Origin of the sequence: Legionella yabuuchiae, from assembly GCF_900640115.1 — a bacterium.
In the GTDB taxonomy this organism is placed as follows: domain Bacteria; phylum Pseudomonadota; class Gammaproteobacteria; order Legionellales; family Legionellaceae; genus Legionella_A; species Legionella_A yabuuchiae.
This window is the reverse complement of the sequence record NZ_CAAAIW010000050.1, coordinates 1-4001: the sequence shown is the minus strand read 5'-3', so window position 1 is coordinate 4001 and position 4001 is coordinate 1. Positions and strand designations below refer to the sequence as shown.

The following is a 4001-nucleotide window of genomic DNA, read 5'->3' as shown; positions in this document are numbered from 1 at the left end:
CTGCTTCAAGGCGCGATTACTTAACTTAAAGCCATTATTACGCCAATCATAATACCCACTTCGCGATACTCGAAGCACAATAGCCATACGCGTCACAGAGAAGCAGTGCTGATGCTCAAGCATAAACTCGAATCGTTTTATTTTTGGTTCTTCGCGAAGTAGGTGGCCGCCTTTTTTAAAATGGCTAGATCCTCCGCTTGTTCAGAAAGTTGTCGTTTAAGCTTCGCCACTTCTGCTGCAAGCTCTGCTTCACGCTGGCTCGTGCTGACTTTCTTAGCCAGTTTGCCACGCCAATCGTAGATTTGGGATTCATAAACACCTAGCTCTTTTGCGGCTGTAGCAACCCCTTGCTTAGCAGCCAAGTTGACTGCTTCTTGTTTAAACTCTTCGGTATGGATTTTTCGTATCTTTTTAGTTGTCATAAAGTACCTCGGTTAGTGATTTTACTCACTTAACCGAGTGTCCGGAAGTGTTGCCGGGGATCATAATCTTTACGAATAAAGTCGGGAGACAGACCTAATATTATGGCGGTTTGACGGATTTGATGTTCATTTAATTCACCTGGCATTGATACCACCCTCAAAGACCAGCTTTCGTCCTTCAGCATGAATTGAACCGCGGTATCGGCTTTTTAATCGAACACTAAAGACAGCAGGAACTTGAGTGGTCTTGCCTTCATTATAATCACGGATGGCACTGCCTAACTCCCATTTAACACCTAATTTATCCAGTGCTTCCGTAGCAATCACCTCAAAAGAATCAGTAAGCATTGCTTGTGGTTCTCTTCCAGGAAGTGAAATCGGTTCGGCCTTGGCGAATAAGCCATGTGCCACTTTAATGATGATACCCTCATCTATACCCGTAATCTTTCAAAATGCGTGATTTATGCTTTTTCTTTTTCGCCCTGCCGCATTTTAAAAAACTCGCAAGGGAATGAGCCATTACTCGCTTTTTAAAATGCGGCAGGACAAAAAATAAAGGCGCCTAAAAACACGCATTTTGAAAGATTACGGGTATATAAAAGCACGCAGCGCACGGTTTAACCTTAATTGCTCGCGATTAGAATGATCTTGGGTCAAGTCATCCCTTGAAAATACATGACTCGTGATATGATTGATTTTTTTTCTTAACTTATCACGATAACCCGTGTTGTAATGTTTTTTCCTATTCATAGCATATACACTGTAACGTCACAAATAGTCATTTTCATAAAAATAGAGTGACTTCCTCTGCTAAGAATGGATAGAATGCCAGAAATACTCGTGCGTGAGATTTGCGTGTTTGAGTACGACACTGTTGTACATTATACGACAATTGTAGTGGTATCCCGTGACAAATTATTACTTTAAAATCGATGGATTATTTCATAGGTTGAGAGATGAACTCTCCTTTAGAACATGGTCATAGCAAAAAGGAAATCAAGGAGCGAGTTGCAACCTCCTACAAGCAAAATTATCTTCGCGACTGGATATATGGCGGCATTGATGGGGCAGTTACAACTTTTGCCATTGTTTCTGGTGTTGTAGGCGGACGTTTGACTGCCCTTGTGATAATTATTCTGGGATTTGCTAACCTTCTTGCTGATGGTTTTTCTATGGCTGTTAGCAATTATCTTGGAACAAAATCAGAAGAGGACCAATATTATAAATACAAGTCAATTGAAGAAAAACATATAAATATGGTACCTGAAGGTGAAAAAGCAGAAATCAGAGAAATATTTAAGCAGAAAGGATTGTCAGGAAAGCCCCTGGATTTTGTGGTTAATGAAATTACCGCCAATAAAGACCTTTGGATTAAAACCATGCTTCAGGAAGAATACGGATTGCCACAAATACCGCGCAATCCAATTAAAGCGGGATTGTATACATTTTTTTCCTTTCTTTTGTTTGGCTTAATTCCTTTAATGCCTTATGTTCTACAACTCACAGCCCCTTTTTTCTGGTCTTGTTTTAGTACTGGGATGGCTTTTTTTATCATTGGGTCGATAAAATCATTTTGGTCCATGAAGCCATGGTTTTACTCAGGAATACAAACATTTTTACTTGGCTCCGCAACTGCGGCACTTGCTTATCTTGTGGGTAGGATTCTACATGTTTACTTAGCTTAATTAAAGTTGTGATAAAAGGAATTATCTAATGAATCACTTTCTTACTCTCTGGGGGAAATCCGCTCAAACCAGTCTTGGCTTATTCTGGATGGCATTTTGGGCATTTGCATTTGGATATCTCATCAGTAGTATGATTCAGATATTTGTTACCCGACAGCGTATGCAGCAAGCAATGGGTAAAACAGGCATAAAAAGCGTAGCGCTAGGGACATTTTTTGGATTTATATCCAGCTCATGTTCTTTTGCAGCATTAGCAACGACTCGCGCTATTTTTTCTAAAGGGGCAGGATTAATTCCTTCTTTGGCTTTCTTGCTGGCATCTACAAACTTAGTGATTGAACTTGGTATTGTAATAGCGGTTTTTTTAAGCTGGCAATTTGTAGTTGGAGAGTATCTTGGAGGAATATTACTCATACTGTTTATGTGGATCTTAGTTAAGTTGACCTTGCCAAAGCGTTTGGAAAAAAATGCACGTGAACATACGCAATCATTGAAAGGTGAAGAAAAAGAAGAAGCGCCTCAAAAGTGGCGTGAATTAATCGTCAGCAAGAAAGGCTGGTATCGGGTATCCAATCAATATCTTATGGAATGGAAAATGGTGTGGAAAGATATCACCATTGGATTTACTGTGGCAGGTATTATTGCAGCTTTTGTTCCTAAAGTATTTTTTGAAACTCTATTTGTCGGCTCTTCTACAGATAACCCAACATTTTGGCAAATCTTATTACAGACACTGGTTGGGCCTGTCGCTGCATTTTTTACTTTTATTGGTTCTATGGGAAACATACCCTTGGCGGCTGTGTTATTTAGTAACGGTGTCAGCTTTGCAGGTATTATGGCGTTCATCTTTAGTGATCTGGTGGTCTTTCCCGTATTGCGAATTCAAACCAAATATTACGGATTGAAAATGGCTATGTATATTTTGGTTGTTTTTCTATCAGTACTGGTTATTTCTTCTTTAATTCTGCATTATGGTTTTACCTTATTTGACTTATTGCCCCAAGGTGGGCAAGCCAAGCAAGTCACCGACCGCAAATTTTTTACCATAGATTACACCTTATTTCTCAATGCCCTTTTCTTTTTCATGTCTATTTTATTTTTAGTTTGGAATTTGGCTTACAAAAAATTTCAATTGAATAATAAGGGCTTAATAGAAAAAAGCTTATTTATAGCAGCAATAATAGCAATCTTATGGCTGATACTCGGTTTATTTTTTTATTTATTTCTCATGTAAAGCAACAAGAACACAGTTTAATGTGACCTACAGGTTTGTATATACCAGCTGTAAAAAGAGCAAATAACCACCAAACAATAAAATAGGATCTGTTATTGGCTTAAATATTTACTGAGGCTAAGTTTTCTGGCTGCATTACCGCATCATTCATTTTCTATGGCAAATTTATATTTCTTGCCCTATTCTTGAAATAAAAAATTACTAGAGAGAGCTAATGGATTATACCGTTTTTACGCCGTATAAAGGTTTCAGGACTTACGCAAAACTCATCAAAACAGATGGACTTTTAAGCTCTTGAATCAAATAATTACGCAAGAGACTTTTCTTTATCTGATAGACAGTTTTTTTTGTTTTGTAAGCTATTTGTTTCATTTTAACCCAAACAAGTAATGCGCAAGCAATATGATTTCTCTGTATACGTTGCTTTCGACCCTCGCATTTTTCGACGCCAGTTAGCTGTTTAATTTCCCGATGAAACTGCTCAATATACCAGCGCATAGCACACACATTTTGAGTGTCATGACTGCAGTGTTGAGATGGGTCGTTAGTGGCCACATAATCATTCCTGTTGGTAGAAACAGGCACGCGAAACAGTTTCATATAAAAATCACTAGGCATTCCCTTCAGCCGAATTTTTTTACCAAGTTTTAGTTCCTCTTC

The 4001-nt window shown here is 38.5% G+C and carries 4 protein-coding genes and 2 pseudogenes; 2 read left to right on the top strand and 4 right to left on the bottom strand.

The genetic code is table 11. The features are described 5' to 3' along the window. From E1O47_RS11835 to E1O47_RS12340, 3 genes and pseudogenes are all read right to left on the bottom strand, one after another. Positions 1-422: pseudogene (locus E1O47_RS11835) on the bottom strand (transposase); the annotation flags it as partial. Positions 423-557: 135 nt separating this feature from the next. After that, on the bottom strand, positions 558-833 hold the full coding sequence (locus tag E1O47_RS11830) for a hypothetical protein (protein ID WP_242602109.1): 276 nt from the start codon (positions 831-833) through the stop codon (positions 558-560). Positions 834-1007: 174 nt separating this feature from the next. Then, the gene (locus E1O47_RS12340) at positions 1008-1172 is read right to left on the bottom strand and encodes a hypothetical protein (RefSeq protein WP_165475119.1); all 165 of its coding nucleotides are present in this window, start codon (positions 1170-1172) and stop codon (positions 1008-1010) included. A gap of 206 nt (positions 1173-1378) precedes the next feature. Between E1O47_RS12340 and E1O47_RS11825 the strand changes: the two genes are divergently transcribed. Both E1O47_RS11825 and E1O47_RS11820 read left to right on the top strand, forming a co-directional pair. Then, positions 1379-2107 carry a VIT1/CCC1 transporter family protein gene (locus tag E1O47_RS11825; RefSeq protein ID WP_133131451.1) on the top strand — a complete coding sequence of 243 codons (729 nt, stop codon included), beginning with the start codon at positions 1379-1381 and terminating at the stop codon, positions 2105-2107. Positions 2108-2135: 28 nt separating this feature from the next. Then, positions 2136-3341: a permease gene (locus E1O47_RS11820; protein ID WP_133131450.1), complete on the top strand. Its 1206-nt coding sequence runs from the start codon at positions 2136-2138 to the stop codon at positions 3339-3341. Positions 3342-3596: 255 nt separating this feature from the next. Here the strand turns inward: E1O47_RS11820 and E1O47_RS11815 are convergent. Further along, positions 3597-4001: pseudogene (locus tag E1O47_RS11815) on the bottom strand (IS701 family transposase); the annotation flags it as partial.

Excerpts from the sequence above, each read along its gene's own strand:
- E1O47_RS12340 (WP_165475119.1), bottom strand. The coding sequence starts at position 1,172 with ATGAATAGGAAAAAACATTACAACACGGGTTATCGTGATAAGTTAAGA.
- E1O47_RS11820 (WP_133131450.1), top strand. The coding sequence starts at position 2,136 with ATGAATCACTTTCTTACTCTCTGGGGGAAATCCGCTCAAACCAGTCTT.
- E1O47_RS11825 (WP_133131451.1), top strand. The coding sequence starts at position 1,379 with ATGAACTCTCCTTTAGAACATGGTCATAGCAAAAAGGAAATCAAGGAG.